Here is a 17,763-nt window from a genome sequence, read left to right as displayed (position 1 = left end):
GCCCGCATCGCCCCAGCCGGCCCCCGCCCAGCCCCGCTCGACCCCGGTTCCCACCGCCACGCCCACGGACCCCGGCACCCCTGTTGCCGTCCCGGAAGCGCCCGACGGGCCGGTTCTGAAAGGGACCGTGGCCGGCAGCACGCCGCAGGGACAGCCGATCCTCGCCACGCCGCAGGGCATGCTGGCGCTCAACGTCCAGGCCAGCCTGCCGCAGGGGAGCGCCGTCACCGCCGCCCTGACCGACCCCGCCCGGGCGCTCCAGGCCACGCCGCCGCCACCCGCCGCGGAGCCGGGTCCGCTGAGCGAGCGCGACTGGCCGGCCATGCGGCAGCTTCTGAGCGCCTTGGCCGGCGTGGACCGGGCCGCCGCGCAATCGCTGATCGGCACGGTCATGCCTCAGCCGAACCGCAAGCTGGGGGCGGCGCTGAGCTTCTTCCTGTCGGCGATCCGCGGCGGCGACGCCCGCGGCTGGTTGGGCGAGGAAGCGGCCTCCGCCCTGGAGAAGTCCGGCCAGGGCGGCCTGCTCTCCCAGCTCGAACGCGAGTTCCGCAGCCTCCAGCAGCAGGCCGGCGAACCGCTGCCCGGCGATTGGCGCCCCTACACCCTGCCGATGATGGACGCCAACGGGCTGATGCCCCTCAAGCTGCACATCCACCCCATCGACGCGGAAGAGGATGGCAGGAAAGGCCGCAAGGGCGGCGAAAAGGGCAGCCGCTTTTTGCTGGACCTGGACCTCAGCCGCCTTGGCCCCATGCAGCTCGACGGGTTGGTCCAGCCCAACCGGTTCGACCTGATCCTGCGCAGCCACACCCCGCTGGCGCCGGAATTCCGCCTGGACCTGATTCAGATTTTCGCGGACAGCATCCGCGCCGTGGGCTACATCGGCGGCCTGTCCTTCCAGTCCGGCGCCAAATGCTGGGTCAAGCTGACCCGCGCCGGGGCCGGCGGGAACAGCTACACCGCCTGACGCCCGCCACACGCCCCTGAAGCCCGGAACAGCCATGCACCGCCGAGCGCTGCTGACCACCCAGCCCAACCCCGACGCCCGCCACGATTATCTTGTGGAATTGTCCGGGGAACCGGCGCCCGGCACCCGGCTGACCCTGCGCTATGTGCCGGACCGGCTGGTCGCCGTCCCGGACGCCTTCGCCGCCTATCTGGCCTCCGTTGCGGCGGACGGGACGCTGGAAGGGATGGCGCTGGCCGTTCTGGACGACGTCAACAACGAACTGGTGCCCCGTTGGGCGGAAGTGACGGCGGAACGCGCCGCGCCCGTCCCGCACCGCGTGCTGGTGGAGGATCGGCAACCCAACTGGGACAACCCCCATCTGTTCAGCCGCATGAGGCGGATCTGACGCGCGCGCTCAGGTTTCCAGTTCGCTTTCTTCCTGCTGACGGCGGCGGAAGCCGACCAGCGCGGTTTCGTCGAGCATGTTGGCCTCCTTGCGCTTCAGCTTTTCCTTTTCGCGCTTCAGCCGCTCCTCCTCGGCCAGCTCATAGCGCTTCAGCTCCTGGAAGGCTTCGGCCATCTCGTCGGTGGCGACGGCGATCTGGCCCTCCACCTGCCCCATGGACTGGGTCAGGCGCTTGCCGCGCTCCATCGCCGCCTGGATGTAGTTGCTGTAGGTGAAGGAGTATTCGACGTTGCCGCGGGCGGTCTCCCGCTCCGCCGCGATCTCCTCCTTCAGCCGCTCGATCTCGGCCTGGAGCCGTTCGGCGAGGTTCTGCAGTTCCGCCAGGGCGCGGCGCTTCTCGTCGAGCTTCCATTTCTGGAGGCGGATGATGGTCTTCAGACTGCTCATTCTTGCGGCGGCCACTGTTCAATGCCGAAGATGGCGGCAAGCTGGGCGTAGCTGTTGTCGAGATCGGTCGCCTCGCGCTTGCCCTGCTTCAGGAACGCCTCCAACGCCGGCTGGAAATGGATGGCCTCGTCCACCTGCGGGTCGGTGCCCTTGCGGTAGGCGCCCAGGCGGATCATCTCCGCCATGTTGTCGTAGGACGACATCAGCCGCCGCGCGTGGTTGACCAGCTCGTTCTCCATGGGGGAGTTGCAGCCGGGCATGGTGCGCGACACGCTGCGCAGGATGTTGATGGCCGGATAGCGCCCACGCTCGCCGATCTGGCGCTCCAGGACGATGTGGCCGTCCAGGATGCCGCGCACCGCGTCGGCGATGGGTTCGTTGTGGTCATCGCCTTCCACCAGAACGGTGAACAGGCCGGTGATCGAGCCCGACCCGCTCAACCCCGGCCCGGCGCGTTCCAGCAGGCGCGGCAGCTCGGCGAAGACGGTGGGGGGATAGCCCTTGGTCGTCGGCGGTTCGCCCGCCGAAAGGCCGATCTCGCGCTGGGCCATGGCGAAACGGGTCACGCTGTCCATCATGCACAGCACGTTGCAGCCGGCGTCCCGGAAGGCTTCGGCCACGGCGAGCGTCATGTAGGCGGCCTGCCGGCGCATCAGCGGCGCCTCGTCGGAGGTGGCGCAGACCACGATGCTGCGCGACAGGCCCTCCTCTCCCAGATCCTCGGTGATGAATTCCTGAAGCTCGCGCCCGCGTTCGCCGATCAGCCCGATCACCGCGACCTCCGCGGCGGAGAAGCGGGCCAGCATCGACATCACCGACGACTTGCCGACGCCGGACCCGGCGAAGATGCCCATGCGCTGGCCGCGGCAGCAGGTGAGGAAGGCGTTGATCGCGCGGATGCCCAGGTCCAGCTTCTCGCCCACGCGGGCGCGGGAATGGGCCGGCGGCGGGTTGTTGCGGATGGGAACGCCGTAGGTGCCCTTGGGCAGCGGCCCCTTGCCGTCCACCGGCTCGCCCAGCGCGTTGATGACGCGGCCCAGCCACGCTTCGGTCGGGAAGACCATGGGCTGGCTGTCCGACACCAGCGCGCGGCAGCCCAGCCCCACCCCGTCGATGGTGCCGAAGGGCATCAGCAGCGCGCGGCCCTGGCGGAAGCCCACCACCTCGCAGGGGACCTGCCGCCCGTCGCGGGATTCCACGATGCAGCGACCGCCGACCGACAGTTCCTTCTCGATCCCTCCGACCTCGACCAGCAGGCCGAGCACGGCGGTCACCCGCCCGAACCGGCTGGAGCCGGCGACGGACTCGATTTCCTGGATGATGCGGGCGACGTCGGCGGGCACGGTCTTGCGGTTTCGCGGTCGGTGATGGGACAGGTGAACCGGGCGCGGGCGGCGCAATTTGCGATGGGCACGGATTCCGCCGCCATGCCGCCCGGATCATGCTCGTCCAAAAATATTAACGTTAAATGAAGTGCTATGCCTCTGGCGTTAAGCTGAATCGTCTGTTAACCTGTGTAAACAGTCGTACGGATCTGTTAAAGGTCCGTCGCCAAGCAACGCCGCTTCGGAAGCCAGAAACGCGCCATCTAACGTCGGGATATCGCCATGAGGGTTCTGCTGGTCGAAGACGATTCCTCCACGGCCAAGAGCATCGAGTTGATGCTCCAGTCGGAAGGCTACATCGTCGACTCTACCGACCTCGGTGAGGATGGGCTCGAAATCGGCAAGCTGTACGATTACGACATCATCATCCTCGATCTGATGCTGCCGGACATCGACGGTTACGAGGTTCTGCGCCGCCTGCGCGCGGCGCGCGTGACCACGCCGATTCTGATCCTGTCCGGCCTGTCGGAGCTGGACCACAAGATCAAGGGGCTCGGCTTCGGCGCCGACGACTATCTGACCAAGCCTTTCGACAAGCGCGAGTTGATTGCCCGCATCCAGGCCATCGTCCGCCGGTCCAAGGGCCATTCGGACAGCATCATCCGCACCGGCCGCCTGACCGTGAATCTGGACACCCGCACGGTGGAGGTGGACAACCAGCCGCTTCACCTGACCGGCAAGGAATACGGCATCCTGGAACTGCTGTCCCTGCGCAAGGGCACGACCCTGACCAAGGAGATGTTCCTGAACCATCTCTACGGCGGCATGGACGAGCCGGAACTGAAGATCATCGACGTCTTCGTCTGCAAGCTGCGCAAGAAGCTGGCCGCGGCCACCCAGGGCGACAACTACATCGAGACGGTGTGGGGCCGCGGCTATGTGCTGCGCGACCCGCATGAGGACGCCGCCCCGCTCCCGCGCGCCCCCCATCAGGCCCAGCAGGCGGCGGGCTGAAGCCCGCCCCATAGGCCCTTTGGCCTTTTCAATAATTGCTGATTTCGATCGGATTGCCGTCCGGGTCCCGCACGTACAGCGACGTGATGGGACCGGTGGCGCCGGTGCGTGCGATCGGCCCCTCCTCCACCGCCACGCTCTCAGCGCACCGATGCGCCTGAACCGCCGGCGGCGGCGTCCGGCCATGGCCGAAGCTGATGCCGGCCATGCCCAGGACGCGCGTGTAGAAATCGACGGTGGCCGCCAGATCGCGGACGGTCAGCACGAGATGGACCGACCGCTCGACCTGCTCGGCTTTCCCTTCCGCCCGATGGTCAGATCGCCGCCTTCAGTCCGGCGGTGGAGAAGCCGCCAAGGCTGTAGAGGCCGCGCTGGCCTTCCACCGGCTTGAAGCGGTCGGTGATGCCCAGAACGGTTTCCGCACCGCCCAGATAGAGCACGCCGTCCTGCGGCATCTGGCGGGCGATCGCTTCCAGCACCTTCGTCTTGGTCGGCTGATCGAAGTAGATCAGCACGTTGCGGCAGAACACGATGTCGAACTGGCCCAGTCCGGACAGATCGCCCAGCAGGTTGTACTCGCGGAACGAGACCATCTGGCGAAGCTGCTGGCTGATCTGCCACTTGTCGCCCTGCTGCTTGAAATGCTTCACCAGCATCTGGATGGGCAGGCCGCGCTGCACCTCGAACTGGGTGTAGATGCCCGACTTGGACCGCTCCACCATTTCCGAGGAGATGTCGGTGCCGACGATCTCGATCCGCCAGCCGGCCAGCTTCGCCGATTCCTCGCTCAACAGCATGGCCAGCGAGTAGGCTTCCTGCCCTGAGGAGCAGGCCGCCGACCAGATGCGGATCGACCGCTTGGCCGACCGCGTCTCCAGAAGCTTCGGCAGGACGATCTGCTTGAACTGGTCGAAGGGCTTCTGGTCGCGGAAGAAGGAGGACTCGTTGGTGGTCATCGCCTCCGTGATGTCGCGCAGCAGGGCTTCGTCCTTGCGCGTCCGCACGGTTGCGGCCAGTTCCTCCAACCCCTTCATGTTCCACTTGCGCGCCACCGGCATCAGCCGGGATTCGAGCAGGTAGGCCTTGTCCCGGGTCAGGACCAGGCCGGAACGCTGCTTGAGCAGCGTGGAGAACATGTCGAAATCTTCGACTCTCATGCTGCCCTCGACGCGAACTTGCGGATGTAGGGACCGATTTCCTTGAGCGGCAGCACCGCCGAGCAGATGCCCGCCTGGGCGACGGCGCCCGGCATGCCCCACACCACGCTGGACGCCTCGTCCTGCGCGATCAGGGTGCCGCCGGCGTTCACCACCTCGGTGCAGCCCTTCAGCCCGTCCTGCCCCATGCCGGTCAGGATGCAGGCCAGGATCTTGCGTCCACCGAAGGCGCGGACGATGGACCGCATCATCGGGTCCACCGCCGGGCGGCAGAAATTCTCGGGCGGGTCCTTGGTCAGCGAAATCACGTTGGCGCCGCCGCGCTGGGCCACCAGCATGTGGAAGTCGCCCGGCGCGATGTAGCAGCGGCCCGACACGATGGGCTCGCCGTCCTTGGCCTCCTGCGCGTTCAGCCCGCACTGGCGGGTGATGTGCTCTGCCAGGATGGTGGTGAAGGTCGCCGGCATGTGCTGGGTGATCAGGATCGGCTGCGTGACGCCGGCCTTCAGATGGGCCAGCACCTCGAACAGCGCCTGCGGGCCGCCCGTGGAGCTGCCGATGGCGATCACGTCCGGCTTGACCTGGTTGGCCGCGCCCACGGCGGGGGCCGGACGCAGCGTGACCGGCGGCGTCTCCCGCTTCAGCAGGGACAGCGGCGACGGGGTCAGCGGGCGCAGTTCGCCGCGCGTGCGGGACCCGGCGCGCCGCGCGGCGGCGCCCAGCGCCTTGACCTTGGACACCAGTTCGCGCTTGAAGGCGTCCGCCCCGCCGATCTCGCGGGTGGAGGTCGGCTTGGGGATGTAGTCCGCCGCCCCCGCGGACAGGCAGCGCATGGAGATGTCGGCGCCGCGCAGGGTCAGCGTCGAGGCCATGATGATCTTGACCTGCGGCGCCACGGCCAGCAGCTTCGGGATGGCGGTCAGCCCGTCCATCACCGGCATTTCGATGTCGAGAACGATGACGTCGAGCGAATTGCGCTGCAGCGCGTTGACCGCCATCTGGCCGTCGCCGACCGACGCGACCACGCGGATTTCCGTGTCGCCTTCCAGGGCGCGGGTCAGAAGGCCGCGGATGACGGCGGAATCATCGACCACCATCACCCGCACGGGATCGCCGCCGGCGGTGGCGGTCGGATGGGCCGGGGGTGCGGGGGGAGGGGTTCTGCCGAAACGATCGGACATATCGCAATCAGCCTTTCAGGGTCGGAACGGTGCGCGGCACGGTTGTACCGCTTATCACAACAGACCGACCTGCTGGAACTTGGTCTGGATGATGTCGCTGTCGAACGGCTTCATGATGTACTCGTTCGCCCCGGCGGACAGCGCCTCCTGGATGTGGGCGAGGTCGTTCTCGGTCGTGCAGAACACCACCTTGGGAACGTCCCCGCCGGTCATCTTGCGCAGGCGGCGCAGGAAATCGATCCCGTTCATGACCGGCATGTTCCAGTCCAGCAGGATGGCGTCCGGCATCTTCTGCGCGCACGCTTCCATGGCCTGCTTCCCATCCTCCGCCTCGGTGCAGGCGAAGTGCAGTTCTTCCAGGATCTTCCGCGCGACCTTGCGGACCACGCGGCTGTCATCGACGACCAGACAAACTTTCATGGTGAACGGGCCTCAGGCTTCGCTTTGCACACCGACCGGGGTTTCGCCTCAGGCCGCTTCCAGAGTGGTGAAGTTCAGCAGACGCGGCACGTCCAGGACCACCATGAGCTGGCCGTTCAGGCGGTAGATGCCCGTGGACACCTCGCGCCAGCGCGGGTCCAGCGTGGCCGGGTTGCGCTCGAAGTCGTCGTTGGACAGGCTCAGCACCTCGCCCACCGAATCGACCATCAGGCTGTACAACTCACCGCGCAGGTCCACCACGATGGACATGCCCGGCTTGTCCTTCGGGCGTGACGACAGGCCGAGCCGCAGGCGCACGTCGATGGCGGTGACGATGCGCCCGCGCAGGTTCAGCGAACCGGCGACCTCCGGCGGGGCCAGCGGGATGCGGGTGATCCGCTGGTGCCCCAGCACGTCCTGCACCTGCAGGACCGGGATGCCGAACAGCTGGTCGGCAATGGTCATGGTCACATAGTCCTGGCTGCCACCGGACGCGATCTCGTCGCCCTTGGACTTCTTGGTGGTGGCGGGCAGCTTGGCCTTGCTCATGCGGCACCTTTCTGTTCGGACAGGGTCTGCTGCAGCGCGTACAGCAGCGCGTCACGGTCGAACTTGGCGACATAGTCGGTGAACCCGGCCTGACGGCCGCGGTCGAGGTCGCGCGGGGAGGCGTGGCTGGACAGGGCGACCATCGGCGTGGCGCTCCAGCGGGTGCCGCCCTGGCGGACCGCCTCGGCGAAGTCGAAGCCGCTCATGCCCGGCATCTCGATGTCGGAGACGATGACGTCGAAGTCCTCGCCCGCCTCGCAAAGCGCCAGCGCCTCGTTGGCGTTCTCCACGGCGGTGACGTCGTAGCCGGCGACCGACAGAAGCGGGGTCAGCAGGTTGCGGAAGAACGGGCTGTCGTCCACCAGCAGCACGCGCTGGAGAGCCTTCTCCTCCTCGTACGCCTCGGTCGAGGACGAGCCGAACCAGTCCTTGTAGGCCTGGGTCAGGAAGAAGCCCGCGTCGATGACGTCCGTCGCCTTGCCGGCGATGATCGCCGAGCCCATCAGGCCCGGACGGTCGGCGGTGAGCTGCACCACCAGACGCTCCTCCACGATGTCCACGATCTCGTCCACGATCAGGCCCATGGAGCGGTCGCCGTCGGCGAAGACCAGCACCGGCTGGCGGCCTTCCTGGCCCATCATGAAGCCCGGGTCGATCGGCACCAGCGGCATCAGCTTGCCGCGGTACTGGACCACCGGCATGCCGTTGGACGATTCGACGCTGCCGAGGTCCACATCCTCCAGGCGGGCGACCAGCGACAGCGGCACCGCCTTCGGCGCGCCGGCCCCGGCGCGGAACAGCAGCAGCGCCATCTTGTCCTCCTGGCGGGCCGCCTGGACGGAGGTCGCCTCCTTGGACACGTTCTCGCCCATGGCCATCTCGCCGGTGGCCGACGCGATGCCGTTGGGGTCGAGGATCATGATGACCGACCCGTCGCCGAGGATGGTGTTGCCCGAGAACATCTCGATGTGGCGCAGGATCGGCGCCACCGGCTTCACCACGATTTCCTCGGTGTCGAACACGCGGTCGACCATGATGCCGAAGGTGTAGGTGCCGACCTGCGTGACCACGATGAAGGTCTCGTCGGTCTTCTTCTCCTCGCCCTCCTGGTCGTCCAGCCGCAGCAGCTCCTGCAGCGAGACCAGCGGCAGCAGGCGGTTGCGCAGGCGCAGGACCGGCGTGCCCTTCAGGCGCTCGATGGTGTGCTCGCTGTCGGCGGCGGCGCGCACCAGCTCGACCACGCTGATCTGCGGGATGGCGAAGCGCTCGCCGGCGCACTCCACGATCAGGGCGGAGACGATGGCCAGCGTCAGCGGGATCTTGATGACGAAGGTCGAGCCCTTGCCCTGCTGGGACTTGATCTCGATCGTGCCGCCGATCTTCTCGATGTTGGTCTTCACCACGTCCATGCCGACGCCGCGGCCCGACACGTTGGTGACCTTCGCCGCGGTCGAGAAGCCGGGCTTCATGATGAACTGGATGATCTGCTGGTCGGACATCGCCGCCAGCTCGCCTTCCGAGGCCATGCCGTTCTGGATGGCCTTCTGCTTGATCTTGTCGATCGCCAGGCCCTTACCGTCGTCCTGGATCTCGATGATGATGTGGCCGCCCTCGTGATAGGCGTTCAGCGTGATCCGGCCGGTCTCCGACTTGCCGGCGCGCAGACGGTCGGCGGGCACCTCCAGGCCGTGGTCGGCGGAGTTGCGCACCATGTGCGTCAGCGGGTCCTTGATCAGCTCCAGCACCTGCCGGTCCAGCTCGGTGTCGGCGCCGAGCATCTGGAGGTCGATCTTCTTGGCCAGTTCGTGCGCCAGATCGCGGACGAGGCGCGGCAGCTTGGCCCAGGCGTTGCCGATGGGCTGCATGCGCGTCTTCATGACGCCTTCCTGCAGCTCCGACGTCACGTGGTTCAGGCGCTGGAGCGGAGCGGCGAACTCGCTCTCCTTCTGCGACCGCAGGATCTGGAGGAGCTGGTTGCGGGTCAGCACCAGCTCGGACACCATGGTCATCAGGTTTTCGAGCAGGTCGACGTTCACGCGGATGGTCTGCGCGGCGACCGCCGATTCCTTCGTCGCGGCCTCGGCGTTGCCGCCGCCGGCGCCGGCGACGGCCTCCGCGGCGGGGGCGGGCACCTTGGTGGCGGCGGGCACCGGATCGGGGTCCGGCACCACGAGGTCCTGCGAGGGCGCCGGCTCCTCCGCCGGTTCCGCGGCGACCGGAGCCAGGGCGGTGCCGGTCGGGCCGGGGGTCGAATTCCAGATCGCCTCAAGCTCGTCCAGCGTGACGTTGCCGGAGGAGACCGGCGCCTCCTCCGTCGCCGCGACCGCGGGGGCCGGCGGGGGTTCCGGGGCCGGGGCGGGCTTGGCCGGAGCGGCGGCGGCGCCCAGCTTGCCTTCGGCGCACAGGTTCAGCCGCTCGATCAGCGGCAGATCGTCGCCCGGCGGCTCCGCCTCCGTCGCCTCCAGCACGGCCAGCAGGCTCTTGATGGTGTCCAGCGCCTGAAGGATCAGAGAGACCGCTTCGGGGTTGATGGTCAGTTCACCGTCGCGGAACTTGCCCAGCACGTTCTCCGAGGCGTGCGCCACCTTTTCCAGGCGCGGCAGGCCGAGGAAGCCGCAGGTGCCCTTGATGGTGTGCACCAGACGGAAGATGTTCGACAGCAGTTCCGGATTGTTGGGATTCTGCTCCAGACGGACCAGTTCCACGTCGAGAACCGACAGGTTCTCGTTGGTTTCCGTCAGGAATTCGGAGAGCAGATCATCCATGTCGCGATCCCCACGCCCGCAATTATGTCCGTTTCCGGCCGGCCGTCCGGAGTGCGGCGTGCGCGACGCCGCCGGTACGGGCCTTTCCAGCTACGGTGGGAGCCTGTCAAACACTGATTAAGAGAACCTTACCTCCTTCGATACCACCCCAGGGTTCCCGTTGCCGCACCGCCCCGCCGCACGCATAGTCACAGCCCCGCGGGACTGACGGCGAGGAAAGGAACCCATGACCGACGAGGAACTGGCGCGGGCCGTGCGCGCCGCTGTCGCGGACCTGAACCGCGTCCTGGCCGAGGCGGCCCGCCACGGCATCGTGGTCGAGCTTCGGACCGCCGCGCACCAGACCGGCGGCGGGACGGAACAGGTGGCGGTCGAGGCGCGGATCTCCAAACCCCTGTAGGGGCCGCTCACCACTCCACGGTGAAGACCAGACGGTCCGGCCCGGCGGGGGTGGCGGCGACACGGTAGCCGTCGTCCTCGGCGAAGCGCCCGGTCATGTAGGCGTGGATGCTGCGCGGCGTCAGGTCGGCGGCGGCCACCGTGCCGGCGAGCGCCGCCGCGGCCTCCTCCTTCAGGGCGCCGGGGCGCCCGGCGGCGGTGATGGTGAAGCGGCCCGTCTGCTCGTCCCCCTCCGCCGCGACGGTGATGGTGCCGCCGTGGGTCAGCGCCTCGTCGGCCAGGATGATGACGTTCAGCAGCACCTTCGCCGCCCCCCGCTTGAAGGCGAGCTGGTCGTTCGGCACGCCCGCCGGCCAGTCCAGCGTGGTGCGCCCGCCCTCCAGCAGCCCCTGCGCCGAGGTCCGGGTGTCGCCGAAGCCCTTCTGCTCCCGCCCGGCAAGGCCGTAGGCGAGCCGGAAGACGCGCAGCCGCCGGTCGGCCTGCCCCGAGGAATGCTCGATCAGCTTCACCGCCTCGCCCAGGAAGCCCCCGGCGGGTTCGTCCTCCATTTCCTCGATCAGTTCCAGCCCGTTGCGGATCGCTCCCACCGGGCTCACGAGGTCGTGGCAGATGCGGGAAGCGACAAGCTCGATCACGCGGATGTCCAGCGGCACGGGAGGTCTCCAGATCGTTGACGGCCGGTCGTCGGCCATGCGGCGGCGGCGGGAACTTCCCCTGGCCGGGCGGTATTCTGTAGCATGCCGGTGTTCCATGGGAGGGCCGGCGGCGATGTCCGTTTGTATCATCCCATGGTCGGGGATGCCGCCGCTTTTCCGCGGTCATCCCGCGAAAGCGATAACCGAATCCGGCGGATGCAGGAGGCGCGGCATGGACGATTCACTGGTTCCCGGCGCCTGGGTGCGCCACCCCGCCCGCCCCGACTGGGGTCTGGGGCAGGTGCAGTCCGCCATCGGCGACCGCGTCACCGTGAATTTCGAGCATGCGGGGAAACTGCTGATCAACACGTCGGTGGTCTCCCTGACCGTCACCGACCCGGACGACGCGCCATGAGGGGACGGCTGCTGCTGGCCTCCCTCCTCATGCTCGTGGCCGGGGGGCCGGCGCTGGGCGGCGACGCGCCCGACCCGGAACGCGGGAAGACGCTGTTCCGCGCCTGCGCCTTTTGCCACACCCTGACCCCGGACGGCGGCAACCGCGCCGGCCCGACGCTGTGGAAGCTGTTCGGGCGCCCCGCCGGGGCGGTGGAGGGCTATCACTACTCCCCCGCGCTGAGGAACAGCGGGATCGTCTGGGACGAGGCGGCGGTGGCCCGGCTGTTCGAAATCGGCCCCGACGTGATGACCCCCGGCAGCAAGATGCCGCTCCAGACCATCACCAGCGACTCCGACCGGCGCGATCTGATCGCCTATCTGAAGGACGCGACGGCGCCGTGAGCCTTGCGGCGAGTGTGGTTGAAAGCGCGGTCCGGCCCGCCTATGGTCTTGGAAAAAGGCGCGGTTGCGCCAAATCCCAAACCGGTCCCAGGAGCGCCCGCCCCCATGAAAGCCATGCTGCTCGGCTTCGCCGCCGCCATCGTCATCGCCATCGGCGCGTCCGTCGCGCTGACCTCCGTCGACCACAGCTCGGCGACCCGCTTCTCCAGCAGTTCGGTCCGCCTCTGAGAGTTCAGGAGCGGCGGCGGGCGGCCATGGCCTCCGCCGCCTTCAAGGCGGCGATCAGGCTCGACGCGCCGGCCTTGCCCGTGCCGGCGATGTCCAGCGCCGTCCCGTGGTCCGGCGAGGTGCGGACGAAGGGCAGCCCCAGCGTGATGTTGACCCCCGTATCGAAATCGATGGTCTTCAGCGGGATCAACGCCTGGTCGTGGTACATGCACAGCGCCGCGTCGTAGCCGCCGCGCGCCGCCGCGTGGAACAGCGTGTCGGCGGGCCGCGGCCCCACCGCGTCGATGCCCTCCGCCCGCAGGTCGGCGACCGCCGGGGCGATGATGTCGATCTCCTCCCGCCCCATGGCGCCACCCTCCCCCGCGTGCGGGTTCAGCGCGGCGACGGCCAGACGGGGCCGCGCGATGCCGAAGTCGCGGACCAGCGCCGCCGCCGTGACCCGCCCGGCGTGCCGGATCGCCTCCCGGGTCAGCAGGTTCACCGCGTCGCGGACCGAGACGTGGATGGTCACCGGCACGACGCGCAAATCCCGGGCGGCCAGCATCATCACCGGCTCGTCCACCAGCCCGGCCGCCAGCCCGGCCAGATGCGCCAGATATTCCGTGTGCCCGGGATGGCGGAAGCCGGCGGCGTAGAGCGCCGACTTCTGGATCGGGTTGGTGACGACCGCCGACGCCTCGCCCCGGCGCACCAGTTCGACCGCCCGGTCGATGCTGGCGATCACCGCGGCCCCGTTGGCCGGGTCGGGGCGGCCCGGCACGACCGGCGCCGCCAGCGGCTGCGGCAGCACCGGCAGGGCCGCGCCGAACAGCGCCGCGGCCTCGGCGGCGCTGCCCACCGGCTTGACCGGAACCGGCAGGCCGAGCCGGGCGGCGAGAGCCTCCAGGCGACCGGGATCGTCCAGAAGGACGAAGGGCGGCACCGCGCCGTCCGCGCGGGCCGCCCAGGCCTTCAGAGCGATCTCGCCGCCGATCCCCGCCGGCTCGCCCATGGTCAGGGCGAGCGGCGGCCGGACGCCGGATGCGGTCATCAGTTGCGGACCTCCACGAAGGCGGTGCGGCGCAGGTCGCGCAGGTAACGGCGGGCCAGCAGGTCCGCGCGCTCGTTGATGAGGTCGCGCTCGATCTCCTCGCGCGGCGGCATCTTGATGTCCTTCGGGTCGATGGGCGGCGGGGCCGGGGCGGCCACCGGCTGCGGCTCGGGGGCCGGCGGCGGCTCGATCATCGGCACGTCGCGCTTGCAGACGATCAGGATGATGGCGCCGCCGGGGCTCATCAGCACCGGGCTGGGCTGGCCCAGCGGGATGCCGACGGCGAGCTGCTGCAGGCCCGGCGCCAGATCCTTCACCCGCATCGTGCCCATGTCGCCCGATTCCGGGATGCCCATGGCCCGCGCCTTCTCGTCGAAGTCGGCGCAGCTCTTGATCGACTTGCGCAGCTTCTCGGCCTGGGCCTGGACCGTCTTCAGCTCCTCCTTCGAGGGGGCGGGGATGACGATCTGCTTCATGTTGACCTTGGCCTTGGCCAGATCGGGCTTCGGCTGGGGGCGCGGCTGCGGCGGCGGGGCCGGCGGCGGGGCGCTGGAGGCGGTGCTGCCGAAGGGGCGCTGGTCGCGCACCAGCAGGACGTGATAGCCGGTGGCCGTGCGGACCGGCGCCGAAAGCTGGCCGGCGCGCATGGTGGACAGGGTCTTGTCCAGCTCCGCGTTCAGCTCGCCCGTGCGGACCCAGCCCATGTCGCCGCCCGCGGCGGCGCCGGCGGACTGCGAGAACTGGCGGGCCAGCGCGGCGAAGTTGCCGCCACGGCGCACCTCCTCCACCAGACGGTCGGCGTTGCGGCGCACCTCCTCGTCCTGGTCGGGGCTGTCCACGGCCAGGAAGATTTCGGCGACCAGATATTCCGGCTTGCCGATGTTGGCCTTGATGCGCTGCATCACGGCGTCGATTTCCTCGTCGCCGATCACCACCTCCTGCCGGATGCGGCGCTGCATCACCCGCTGCCAGGACAGCAGCGCGCGCACCTGCTCGCGCAGGGTGGAAAGCGGGACGTTCTGGGTCTTCAGCAGGGCTTCGAGCTGCGGGCGGCCCATCCGGTTCTGTTCGGCGATGCGGCCGATCGCCTCGTCGATATCCTTCGCCGGGACCGAGACGCCGAGACGCTTGGCCTCCTGCAACTGGAGCCGCTCATCGATCAGTTGGCGGAGCACCTGCGGGGTCAGGCGCTGGCGCGTCTCCGCGCTGTCCTGGGCGCCCGCGTTCAGCAGAGCGAGGCGGATTCGCGCGTGCACGTCGGACAGCGAGACGACCTCGTCGTTCACGACGGCGGCGATGCGTTCCGCGGGGCCTTGCGTCCCCGCCGCCGGTCCCCCCACTGGCGCGTTCGGAGCGTTCGGGGCGCGCGTCTGGGCGGCGGCGGGCGCTCCGGCGGCAAGAAGGGCGCAGGCGGTCGCCACGGCGAAGGCAGACCGGACGGCTCGCAAACTCTGCATGGTGCTCCAGACTCCAGAGGTGGTTGCCGTTTAATACGGCCCGCCCGGGCGCGTGTAAACGGAATCGTGGACCGCATCCTGGAACGGAATTGTGTCCAAAGACCGGGCGGCGGGAATCAGCCGTCCTCCAGATGCAGCAGCGCCGCGGTGCCCAGCAGCACGCTGACGCAGGCCGGGCTCCAGGCCGCCATGGCCAGCGGGATGGTTTCGGAGATGCCGAAGGTGCGGATCACGTCGGTCATCACGAACAGGACGAACCCGGTCAGGACGCCGCCGGACACCATCGTCATGGTGCCGCCGCGCCGCGGCAGCCGCAGCGAGAAGGCCGCGGCGAACAGCACCATCGCCACGTAGAGCAGGGGCTGCGACCACAGCGACTGGTAATGCAGGCGGTGCCGCACCGCCGGGAATCCGGTGGCCTCCAGCGTGCGGATGAACTGCGGCAGCTCCCAGAAGGAGATGGTTTCCGGCGAGGCGAAGCTCTCCTCGATGGTGGTCCGGTTCAGCTCCGTCGGGATGACGTAGGTGGGGACCGTCTCCGATTCCTTCTTGCCCAGGTTGATCGTGGCGTCCTGCAGCTCCCACTTCCGGTCGCGCAGAACGGCGCGGGGCGCATCCACCCGCCCGATGTAGGTCATGTTGGTGTCGAAGCGCAGGACGATCACCTGCGACATCTCGAAGGACAGCGGATTCACCCCGTCGGCGTGAATGAAGTACTGCTCCCCCGCTTCCTGCTGGCGCAGCCAGAGGCCGCTGCGCGAGACGTCGAAGCTGCTCGACTTCAGTTTCAGGTAACGATCCTGAAGCTGGTTGTACTTGGCGATGAAGACCGCACCGACCGGGTTGATCATCGTCACCTTCACGGCACCGATCATCAGCGCGGCGATCAGCACCGGGGTCAGGAACTGCCACGCCGACACGCCGACCGCGCGGGCCACCACCAGCTCCGCGCTGCGGGTCAGGCGCCAGAAGGTGAACATGCCGCTGAACAGGATCACGAAGGGAAAGATCTGCTGGCCGATCTCCGGCAGCTTCAGCAAGGCCATGCGGACGACCAGCCAGAAGGTGATGTCCGGCTTGGTGCCGGCGCGGCGCAGCAGCTCCACGATGTCGAGCAGCAGGATGATCGACAGCAGGATGCCGAGCAGCAGCAGGAACCAGGTGACGAACTGGCGCCCGATGTAGCGCGACAGCGTGGCGGATGAATACATGGGCTCCGGCCTCCCCGGCCGATCGACGGGCGGTACGCGGCGCGCCGGGGGCTTCCACCGCGGCGTGCCGGGGCTATGTACTGCGGAAGGGCGCGGGAAACAACCGGTCCCCGCCTTGACAGGGCGCACGGGAAGGTCTTTATCCCAGAGTGGTTGCTGATCGATCCCACCCGTCCCGGCGCCCGCGCGCCGGCTTTCCCCTGCCGAGAGGAGCCCGAGAGGAGCCGATGAAGTTCGCCTTTGCGAAGCCCGCGCTGCCCAAGTCCGGCACCGTCGCCGTCACCGTCGCCACCGAACGCGCGCTCGGCGCCGCGGGGCAGGATCTCGACCAGAAGACGGGCGGCACGCTGTCCCGCGCCATGAAGGCCAGCCGCTTCACCGGCAAGAAGGAGGAGACGCTGACCATCCTCGCCCCCGCGGGGGTCGAGTTCGACCGCGTCCTTCTGGTCGGCATCGGCAAGGGCGAGGATCTGTCCGACGCCACCCTCCAGGCCACCGGCGGCGCCATCGTCGCGGCGCTGGACAAGTCCGGCGAGACGGAGGTTTCCATTCTGCTCGACCTGCCGGACGGCGGCACCGTGGCCCCCGACGCGGCGGCGGCGGAACTGGCCTTCGGCGCGCAGCTCCGCTCCTACCGGTTCGACAAGTACCGGACGACCGAGAAGAAGGAGGCCAAGCCCTCCCTGCGGAAGATCACCATCCTGACCGCGGAGCCGGACGCCGCCAAGCGCGCCCACGTCCGGCTGGAGCCGCTGGCCGAGTCCGTCGCCTACACCCGCGATCTGGTGTCGGAGCCGGCCAACGTCCTGAATCCGGAAAGCCTCGCCGACCGCTGCAAGGACCTGACCGACGTCGGCCTGCAGGTCGAGGTGCTGGACCTCAAGAAGCTGAGGAAGCTGGGCATGGGCGCCCTGATCGGCGTCGCCCAGGGCAGCGCCTTCGAGCCGCGCGTGGTCGTGCTGCGCTGGGACGGCGCCCCGGACGCCGAGGGCCGCCGCCCGCTGGCCTTCATCGGCAAGGGCGTGACCTTCGACACCGGCGGCATCTCCATCAAGCCCGCCGCCGGGATGGAGGACATGAAGTGGGACATGGGCGGCGCCGCGGTGGTCATCGGCACCATGCGCGCGCTGGCCGCCCGCAAGGCGAAGGTCAACGCCGTCGGCATCGTCGGTCTGGTGGAGAACATGCCGTCCGGCACCGCGCAGCGCCCCGGCGACGTGGTGACCTCCCTGTCCGGCCAGACCATCGAGGTCATCAACACCGACGCCGAAGGCCGCCTCGTCCTGGCCGACTGCCTGACCTACGCGCAGGAGACCTTCAAGCCGCGCCTGCTGGTGGACCTCGCCACCCTGACCGGCGCGGTCATCATCGCGCTGGGCCATGAGCATGCGGGTCTGTTCGCCAACGACGACTGGCTGGCCGAAAACCTGCTGGCCGCCGGCAAGTCGGTGGGCGAGCCGCTGTGGCGCCTGCCGATGGGCGACGCCTACGACAAGGACATCAACTCCGACATCGCCGACATGAAGAACGTCGGGTCGGGCCGCGGGGCCGGCAGCATCGTCGGGGCGCAGTTCCTGAAGCGCTTCGTCAACGACCTGCCCTGGGCGCACATCGACATCGCGGGCGTCGCCTGGTCCAAGAAGGACACCGCCACCGTGCCGAAGGGCGGCACCGCCTTCGGCGTCCGCCTGCTCGACCGCTTCGTGGCGAGCTATCACGAAGGCAAGTGAGGTCCCCGTCCGGCGGGCGCCGCTCAGAGGGCGGCGCCCGCCGGAAGGACTTACGGGCCGCA

At 68.9% G+C, this 17,763-nt stretch carries 19 protein-coding genes and 1 pseudogene; 8 read left to right on the top strand and 12 right to left on the bottom strand.

Features of this window, described 5'->3' with window-relative positions; translation table 11 throughout:
• Window positions 1-967: pseudogene (locus QSG27_RS12485) on the top strand (hypothetical protein); the annotation flags it as partial.
• A 34-nt stretch (window positions 968-1,001) separates the two neighbouring features.
• On the top strand, window positions 1,002-1,355 hold the full coding sequence (locus QSG27_RS12480; protein WP_306706562.1) for a hypothetical protein: 354 nt from the start codon (window positions 1,002-1,004) through the stop codon (window positions 1,353-1,355).
• A gap of 9 nt (window positions 1,356-1,364) precedes the next feature.
• Here the strand turns inward: QSG27_RS12480 and QSG27_RS12475 are convergent, their stop codons facing one another.
• Both QSG27_RS12475 and fliI read right to left on the bottom strand, forming a co-directional pair.
• Window positions 1,365-1,802, bottom strand: a complete 438-nt coding sequence (locus QSG27_RS12475) for a flagellar FliJ family protein (protein ID WP_306706560.1) — start codon at window positions 1,800-1,802, stop codon at window positions 1,365-1,367.
• Entirely contained in the window at window positions 1,799-3,145 is a 1,347-nt protein-coding gene (fliI, locus tag QSG27_RS12470; RefSeq protein ID WP_306706557.1) for a flagellar protein export ATPase FliI, read from the bottom strand. The genes QSG27_RS12475 and fliI overlap by 4 nt, the downstream gene beginning before the upstream one ends.
• A gap of 264 nt (window positions 3,146-3,409) precedes the next feature.
• On the opposite strand from fliI, the gene ctrA reads away from it, so the two are divergent.
• On the top strand, window positions 3,410-4,141 hold the full coding sequence (gene ctrA / locus QSG27_RS12465) for a response regulator transcription factor CtrA (RefSeq protein WP_306706556.1): 732 nt from the start codon (window positions 3,410-3,412) through the stop codon (window positions 4,139-4,141).
• 28 nt (window positions 4,142-4,169) lie between these two features.
• Here ctrA and QSG27_RS12460 read toward each other — a convergent pair whose 3' ends face one another.
• The 6 genes from QSG27_RS12460 to QSG27_RS12435 all read right to left on the bottom strand — a co-directional run bounded on the left by QSG27_RS12460 (window position 4,170) and on the right by QSG27_RS12435 (window position 10,213).
• Entirely contained in the window at window positions 4,170-4,406 is a 237-nt protein-coding gene (locus tag QSG27_RS12460; protein ID WP_306706555.1) for a VOC family protein, read from the bottom strand.
• A gap of 49 nt (window positions 4,407-4,455) precedes the next feature.
• Entirely contained in the window at window positions 4,456-5,298 is an 843-nt protein-coding gene (locus tag QSG27_RS12455) for a CheR family methyltransferase (protein ID WP_306706553.1), read from the bottom strand.
• Entirely contained in the window at window positions 5,295-6,395 is a 1,101-nt protein-coding gene (locus tag QSG27_RS12450; RefSeq protein WP_306706566.1) for a protein-glutamate methylesterase/protein-glutamine glutaminase, read from the bottom strand. Before QSG27_RS12450 ends, QSG27_RS12455 begins: the two co-directional genes overlap by 4 nt.
• Window positions 6,396-6,533: 138 nt before the next feature.
• Complete coding sequence (locus tag QSG27_RS12445) at window positions 6,534-6,899, bottom strand: response regulator (RefSeq protein WP_149165166.1); 366 nt, start codon at window positions 6,897-6,899, stop codon at window positions 6,534-6,536.
• Between the two features lie 48 nt (window positions 6,900-6,947).
• Entirely contained in the window at window positions 6,948-7,448 is a 501-nt protein-coding gene (locus tag QSG27_RS12440; protein ID WP_306706551.1) for a chemotaxis protein CheW, read from the bottom strand.
• Window positions 7,445-10,213: a hybrid sensor histidine kinase/response regulator gene (locus QSG27_RS12435; protein WP_306706549.1), complete on the bottom strand. Its 2,769-nt coding sequence runs from the start codon at window positions 10,211-10,213 to the stop codon at window positions 7,445-7,447. The genes QSG27_RS12440 and QSG27_RS12435 overlap by 4 nt, the downstream gene beginning before the upstream one ends.
• 226 nt (window positions 10,214-10,439) lie before the next feature.
• Here QSG27_RS12435 and QSG27_RS12430 point away from each other — a divergent pair, with 226 nt between their 5' ends.
• Window positions 10,440-10,613, top strand: a complete 174-nt coding sequence (locus QSG27_RS12430) for a hypothetical protein (RefSeq protein WP_306706547.1) — start codon at window positions 10,440-10,442, stop codon at window positions 10,611-10,613.
• Window positions 10,614-10,620: 7 nt separating this feature from the next.
• Here the strand turns inward: QSG27_RS12430 and QSG27_RS12425 are convergent, their stop codons facing one another.
• Window positions 10,621-11,265, bottom strand: a complete 645-nt coding sequence (locus tag QSG27_RS12425) for a histidine phosphotransferase family protein (protein WP_306706545.1) — start codon at window positions 11,263-11,265, stop codon at window positions 10,621-10,623.
• 214 nt (window positions 11,266-11,479) lie between these two features.
• Between QSG27_RS12425 and QSG27_RS12420 the strand changes: the two genes are divergently transcribed.
• The 3 genes from QSG27_RS12420 to QSG27_RS12410 all read left to right on the top strand — a co-directional run bounded on the left by QSG27_RS12420 (window position 11,480) and on the right by QSG27_RS12410 (window position 12,273).
• Complete coding sequence (locus QSG27_RS12420; RefSeq protein ID WP_306706543.1) at window positions 11,480-11,662, top strand: DUF3553 domain-containing protein; 183 nt, start codon at window positions 11,480-11,482, stop codon at window positions 11,660-11,662.
• Window positions 11,659-12,045, top strand: a complete 387-nt coding sequence (locus QSG27_RS12415; RefSeq protein ID WP_306706542.1) for a c-type cytochrome — start codon at window positions 11,659-11,661, stop codon at window positions 12,043-12,045. Before QSG27_RS12420 ends, QSG27_RS12415 begins: the two co-directional genes overlap by 4 nt.
• Window positions 12,046-12,150: 105 nt before the next feature.
• Complete coding sequence (locus QSG27_RS12410) at window positions 12,151-12,273, top strand: hypothetical protein (RefSeq protein WP_306706541.1); 123 nt, start codon at window positions 12,151-12,153, stop codon at window positions 12,271-12,273.
• Between the two features lie 4 nt (window positions 12,274-12,277).
• Here QSG27_RS12410 and pdxA read toward each other — a convergent pair whose 3' ends face one another.
• From pdxA to lptG, 3 genes are all read right to left on the bottom strand, one after another.
• On the bottom strand, window positions 12,278-13,303 hold the full coding sequence (gene pdxA / locus QSG27_RS12405; protein ID WP_306706539.1) for a 4-hydroxythreonine-4-phosphate dehydrogenase PdxA: 1,026 nt from the start codon (window positions 13,301-13,303) through the stop codon (window positions 12,278-12,280).
• Window positions 13,303-14,760, bottom strand: coding sequence for a peptidylprolyl isomerase (locus QSG27_RS12400; protein ID WP_306706537.1), 1,458 nt, complete (start codon window positions 14,758-14,760; stop codon window positions 13,303-13,305). Before QSG27_RS12400 ends, pdxA begins: the two co-directional genes overlap by 1 nt.
• A 116-nt stretch (window positions 14,761-14,876) precedes the next feature.
• Window positions 14,877-15,971, bottom strand: a complete 1,095-nt coding sequence (gene lptG / locus QSG27_RS12395) for an LPS export ABC transporter permease LptG (protein WP_306706535.1) — start codon at window positions 15,969-15,971, stop codon at window positions 14,877-14,879.
• A 227-nt stretch (window positions 15,972-16,198) separates the two neighbouring features.
• On the opposite strand from lptG, the gene QSG27_RS12390 reads away from it, so the two are divergent.
• Window positions 16,199-17,701, top strand: coding sequence for a leucyl aminopeptidase (locus QSG27_RS12390; RefSeq protein ID WP_306706533.1), 1,503 nt, complete (start codon window positions 16,199-16,201; stop codon window positions 17,699-17,701).
• The last annotated feature ends 62 nt before the right edge of the window (window positions 17,702-17,763 follow it).

This window comes from Azospirillum isscasi (assembly GCF_030849505.1).
GTDB classification, from domain to species: domain Bacteria; phylum Pseudomonadota; class Alphaproteobacteria; order Azospirillales; family Azospirillaceae; genus Azospirillum; species Azospirillum isscasi.
This window is presented reverse-complemented; position numbering and strand designations above follow the sequence as displayed.

What these genes read in the sequence shown, in the direction of transcription:
- QSG27_RS12480 (WP_306706562.1), top strand. Translation starts at nt 1,002, where the DNA reads ATGCACCGCCGAGCGCTGCTGACCACCCAGCCCAACCCCGACGCCCGC.
- QSG27_RS12475 (WP_306706560.1), bottom strand. Translation starts at nt 1,802, where the DNA reads ATGAGCAGTCTGAAGACCATCATCCGCCTCCAGAAATGGAAGCTCGAC.
- ctrA (WP_306706556.1), top strand. Translation starts at nt 3,410, where the DNA reads ATGAGGGTTCTGCTGGTCGAAGACGATTCCTCCACGGCCAAGAGCATC.
- QSG27_RS12455 (WP_306706553.1), bottom strand. Translation starts at nt 5,298, where the DNA reads ATGAGAGTCGAAGATTTCGACATGTTCTCCACGCTGCTCAAGCAGCGT.
- QSG27_RS12450 (WP_306706566.1), bottom strand. Translation starts at nt 6,395, where the DNA reads ATGGTGGTCGATGATTCCGCCGTCATCCGCGGCCTTCTGACCCGCGCC.
- QSG27_RS12445 (WP_149165166.1), bottom strand. Translation starts at nt 6,899, where the DNA reads ATGAAAGTTTGTCTGGTCGTCGATGACAGCCGCGTGGTCCGCAAGGTC.
- QSG27_RS12440 (WP_306706551.1), bottom strand. Translation starts at nt 7,448, where the DNA reads ATGAGCAAGGCCAAGCTGCCCGCCACCACCAAGAAGTCCAAGGGCGAC.
- QSG27_RS12435 (WP_306706549.1), bottom strand. Translation starts at nt 10,213, where the DNA reads ATGGATGATCTGCTCTCCGAATTCCTGACGGAAACCAACGAGAACCTG.
- QSG27_RS12430 (WP_306706547.1), top strand. Translation starts at nt 10,440, where the DNA reads ATGACCGACGAGGAACTGGCGCGGGCCGTGCGCGCCGCTGTCGCGGAC.
- QSG27_RS12420 (WP_306706543.1), top strand. Translation starts at nt 11,480, where the DNA reads ATGGACGATTCACTGGTTCCCGGCGCCTGGGTGCGCCACCCCGCCCGC.
- QSG27_RS12415 (WP_306706542.1), top strand. Translation starts at nt 11,659, where the DNA reads ATGAGGGGACGGCTGCTGCTGGCCTCCCTCCTCATGCTCGTGGCCGGG.
- QSG27_RS12410 (WP_306706541.1), top strand. Translation starts at nt 12,151, where the DNA reads ATGAAAGCCATGCTGCTCGGCTTCGCCGCCGCCATCGTCATCGCCATC.
- pdxA (WP_306706539.1), bottom strand. Translation starts at nt 13,303, where the DNA reads ATGACCGCATCCGGCGTCCGGCCGCCGCTCGCCCTGACCATGGGCGAG.
- QSG27_RS12400 (WP_306706537.1), bottom strand. Translation starts at nt 14,760, where the DNA reads ATGCAGAGTTTGCGAGCCGTCCGGTCTGCCTTCGCCGTGGCGACCGCC.
- lptG (WP_306706535.1), bottom strand. Translation starts at nt 15,971, where the DNA reads ATGTATTCATCCGCCACGCTGTCGCGCTACATCGGGCGCCAGTTCGTC.
- QSG27_RS12390 (WP_306706533.1), top strand. Translation starts at nt 16,199, where the DNA reads ATGAAGTTCGCCTTTGCGAAGCCCGCGCTGCCCAAGTCCGGCACCGTC.